The organism is Spirulina sp. CCY15215 (assembly GCF_016888125.1).
Lineage (GTDB): Bacteria > Cyanobacteriota > Cyanobacteriia > Cyanobacteriales > Spirulinaceae > CCY15215.
The window spans coordinates 1-4674 of sequence record NZ_JACSWA010000273.1; the positions used below are offsets into that span (position 1 = coordinate 1).

The window sequence follows — 4674 nt, forward strand, 5'->3', positions numbered from 1 at the left end:
TAGCTGCGTAAGTTCGCTCCCTAGCTGCGTAAGTTCGCTCCCTAGCTGCGTAAGTTCGCTCCCTAGCTGCGTAAGTTCGCTCCCTAGCTGCGTAAGTCCTAAACAGTTAATTATCAACAGTTAATTATCAACTATCAACTATCAACTATCAATTATTAACTAGCAACCGAAGCTGCAGAACGCCGCCGCCGTCGGGAAATTGTCCGAGTTGGCGAAGTCGTTGTTTCTGCTTTTGTTTCTGCTTTTGTTTCTGTTGTTTCTGTTTCTATTATTTCTGCTTTAGACGCAATCTTTTCCGTTTTAGACAGAATTTTCTCTACAGGTTTTTTCAAGGTTGGCGGTTTGGGAGCGGGAGTCACAGGTATTTCAAAATGGGCAATCGGTTCGGGGTTTTGTAACAGGAACACAACCAAAGGACGACACCGCAATTCTCGCAGCGCTAACCGTTCTAAATGCCCTTCAATTTCTGTTTTTAAGCCAATCCAATCAATATCGGTTTTGTCTTCTTCAATCCTTCGCACAAACTCCCGACCTCGTTCGCTGAGAGTCTGTTCGATAGTACGAATAACCAAATGTTGCAAAAATAATTGCTCGATGTTTGCCGCGACTCCCCGTAGATGCACTTCTGGAGGGGCGATCAGTTTCAGTTGGCGATCGACGGCGGCGGCGACGGTGATAACTCCATCTTCAGCCAATTGCTGGCGTTCTTTCATCACTTCGTCGTGAACGATGCCCGAACTATCCACTAATTTAATGCCTGAAGGCACTTGACCTGCAATTGCAATACTATCTGGGGTCAGTTCGACAATATCCCCATTATTGATAATGACAATATTTTCTTCGGGGATGCCCATGCTATGACCTAACTTGGCGTGTTGCACCAGCATTCGGTGTTGACCGTGGACGGGGACGAAAAACTTGGGTTTGGTCAAGGCCAGCATTAGTTTATGGTCTTCTTGGGAGCCGTGGCCGGAGACGTGAATGCCCTGGTGACGACCGTAAATGACTTTTGCCCCGCGCATCATCAGGCGATCGATGGTGTCGGCGACTCCAATGGTATTGCCTGGAATGGGGTTGGCGGAGAAAACGACGGTATCTCCTTTTTTAATGCGAACTTGACGGTGGGAATCATGGGAAATTCGCGTTAAGGCGGCGAGGGTTTCGCCTTGGGAGCCTGTGGTGAGAATGAGGAGTTTTTCATCGGGTAAGGTCGATAACGCTCTTAAAGGTAAGAAAATATCGTCGGGACACTTAATATAGCCAAGTTCTCGGGCGTGGGCGATTACATTCAACATCGATCGCCCGACGATAATAACTTTGCGATCGTGTTTTTGCGCCAATTGCAAAATGATATTAACCCGATGCACGGAGGAGGCAAAAGTAGTGATGAATAATCGTCCTGGGGTTTGGGCGACGATGCGATCCAAGTGGGGATAAACGGCTTGTTCTGAGGGGGTATGACCGGGGGTTTCGGCGTTGGTGGAATCGCTCAAAAGGCAGAGTACGCCTTTTTCTCCATGTTCTGCTAATTTTTGCAGATCGAAATGTTCGCCGTCTACGGGGGTAAAGTCAATTTTAAAATCCCCCGTGTGAATAATGACTCCTAGGGGTGTGTGAATGGCGACGGTAAAACTATCCGCCATAGAGTGGGTATTGCGAATATATTCTACTAGGAAGTGTTTGCCGATGCGAACCATATCTCGGGGTAAAACCTTGTGTAAGGTGGTGCGATCGCTAACACCCGCTTCCTTTAATTTGTCCCGCAATAAGGTCATAGCCAAGCGCGGTCCGTAAATGTCGGGAATATCAAATTGCTTGAGATGATAAGCAATGCCGCCAATATGATCTTCGTGGCCGTGGGTGACAATCATACCTTTAATTTTCTGGCGGTTCTCCTGCACGTAGGTCATATCCGGCAAGATAATATTAATTCCGTGCATTCCATCTGTGGGAAATCCCAATCCTGCATCCAGCAGAATCATTTCATCTTCGTATTCAAAAATGCAGGTATTTTTGCCAATTTCATGCAATCCTCCGAGAGGAATAATTTTCAGTTTTGCTTGTTTATTAGTCATGTTGTCTTTGTTGTTGTTTTGTTGTTGTTTTGTTGTTGTTTTGTTGGTTTGCTGTTTTATAAAAGCCCTAATTCTTCTAGTACTGCCTTCAATTTAGTTTCTACTTCAGCAGGAATTTCGCACAATGGCAGCCGCACTCCCCCCACATCCCAACCCTGTAACTTTAATGCTGTTTTGATGGGGATAGGATTTGTGCTATAGAACAAGGCTTTAAAAAGGGGAAATAATTTCAAATGGATGGCGGTTGCGACTTGGAGTTCGCCATTTTCGCAGGCGGCGATCGCGTCTTGCAGGGCATTTCCGACAAGATGACTGGCAACGCTAACTACACCATTTCCTCCGACGGCTAACAGGGGAAGCGTTAAGGAATCATCTCCAGAATAGATGGCAAAATTGTTAGGGGTTGAAGCTCGGATTTGACTGGCTGCATCGAGACTGCCACTGGCTTCTTTGATCCCAATAATATTATCAATTTTTGCCAGTTCAATCACGGTTTCCGGTTCTAAATTACATCCGGTACGACTGGGAATATTATAAAGCATTAGGGGGAGATCCGGGCAAGCCTCGGCGATCGCTTTAAAGTGTTGGTACAATCCAGATTGGGGTGGTTTATTGTAGTAGGGAACGACTTGTAATGTTCCATCTATCCCCAATTTTGCGGCTTTTTGGGTTGCCGCGATCGCATCTTGGGTTGAATTTGAACCCGTCCCTGCTAACACTTTACCGCGATCGGCGATCGCCATTTTCACTTCTTGAAAGAGTTGATATTCCTCTTCTCTTGTTAAGGTAGGAGATTCTCCTGTAGTTCCGCAAAGTAAAATCGTATCAGAACCATTTTCAACTAAATACGATGCCAGTTTTTGTGCGGTTTCATAATTGACACTGCCATCTGTTTTAAATGGCGTAATCATTGCCGTAACCACTCGACCAAAGCCTATCTCTACCACACTGCTTATTACTCCTGAAGTTTATGATTTATTTACTAGATTTATTTACTATTGGTTTACACGGAAACAGCTATTCTTTGAGGCTTTAAACAATTCTTTTCGACCAATAATTCGGCAATTTGGATGGCGTTTAAGGCTGCTCCTTTCCGAATTTGATCGCCACTCAACCATAATTCTAAACAATTTGGATGAGAAATATCTTGGCGAATGCGTCCCACGAAAACATCATCTTGTCCCGATGCTTCTATGGGCATGGGAAAATAATTTTTTTGCCAATCTTCGACTAAACGAACTCCTGGTGTAGCTGACAAAATTTCTCTGGCTTTTTGGACCGAAAAGGGCGCATTAAATTCCATATTAATCGCTTCTGAATGGGCGCGGAGAACGGGGACGCGGATGCAAGTTGCGCTTACCCTTAATTGAGGGGCATTGAAGATCTTGCGGGTTTCGTTCACCATTTTCATTTCTTCCTGACAATACCCATTTTCGCCTAAAGGAGAATTGTGGGGAAAAAGATTAAAAGCGAGAGGATAAGGGAGAATTTCAGCTTGGGGTTCCCTCCCCTCTAAAATTGCTCGAGATTGAATTTTAACCTCTTCCATTGCCCTTGCTCCCGCACCGCTTGCAGACTGATAAGTTGCCACAATAATGCGTTGGATCGGTTGGATGCAGTGTAGGGGATATACCGCCATGCCCATCAGAATCGTCGTACAGTTGGGATTAGCAATAATTCCTTGATGTTGGCTTGCCGCTTCTGGGTTAATTTCTGGGACAATGAGCGGAACATCGGCATCCATGCGAAAAGCACTGGAATTGTCAATCATGACGGCTCCAGCTTTAACGATTGTATCCGCCCATTGTTTTGAGGTAGATCCTCCCGCCGAAGCTAACACCAAATCTATATTTTGGAAAGATGCCTCTTCAACCGGTTCAACCGTTAAACTTTCCCCGCCAAAGGAAATCTTCCTTCCTGCCGATCGCGGTGATGCCAACAACTTGAGGGAAGCAACGGGAAATCGACGTTCTTGTAGGAGTGCGATTAACTCCGTTCCTACTGCTCCCGTCGCCCCTAAAATTGCTACGCGAACTCTTTGCTCAGACAATGTATTGATGCCTCCATTTTTCTAAAAATAAGTCAATCCAGTTCTCAAACCGAACTTTAGTTTGAAAATTATCCTGAAAACCATAGGTTGGTTACTTTCTATAAAGTATTGATTTTGCAAAAAATATGAGCTTTTTTAGGTATTTTCCAGCGTTCAAGACGTTTTTAGCATATTTTGACCTCCATTGTAGCATCAAAAAAGTTTTTGCTGGATTATCTTTCTCGATCGCCCGATGCGGTTTCCCTCAAAAAATCTCTGCATCGAGACTGATAACTTTTTTCAGTAAATATAACAAATATTGAGATTGCGTCAAGACTAGACCCAAATATATTATTATCGTATAGGTTAGCCAGAGAAAGCAACTAAGATAGATAACTTGTTCAGAAAGCGAGCGCTCGGTCAGAAACCTCAGCCCTTAGGCATGAGGCTTGAAAGAGAAATCTAACAGGCCGTTCTGACCAGACTAAGTACCCCGCGTACTACGTTATTTGGGTCACGACACCTGGGAATGCGAAGCTAGTTCCCCGCTCTGTCGTTAGCAGTTAAACA

The 4674-nt window shown here is 44.7% G+C and carries 3 protein-coding genes; all 3 read right to left on the reverse strand.

Features of this window, described 5'->3' with window-relative positions; all coding sequences use genetic code 11:
• Positions 1-155: 155 nt before the first annotated feature.
• The 3 genes from JUI58_RS03045 to JUI58_RS03055 all read right to left on the reverse strand — a co-directional run bounded on the left by JUI58_RS03045 (position 156) and on the right by JUI58_RS03055 (position 4125).
• A complete protein-coding gene (locus JUI58_RS03045; RefSeq protein WP_204102270.1) occupies positions 156-2075 on the reverse strand; it encodes a ribonuclease J in 1920 nt (639 codons plus the stop codon).
• 56 nt (positions 2076-2131) lie between these two features.
• A complete protein-coding gene (gene dapA / locus JUI58_RS03050) occupies positions 2132-3013 on the reverse strand; it encodes a 4-hydroxy-tetrahydrodipicolinate synthase (protein WP_204102271.1) in 882 nt (293 codons plus the stop codon).
• Positions 3014-3078: 65 nt separating this feature from the next.
• On the reverse strand, positions 3079-4125 hold the full coding sequence (locus JUI58_RS03055; RefSeq protein ID WP_239121235.1) for an aspartate-semialdehyde dehydrogenase: 1047 nt from the start codon (positions 4123-4125) through the stop codon (positions 3079-3081).
• Between the last annotated feature and the right edge of the window lie 549 nt (positions 4126-4674).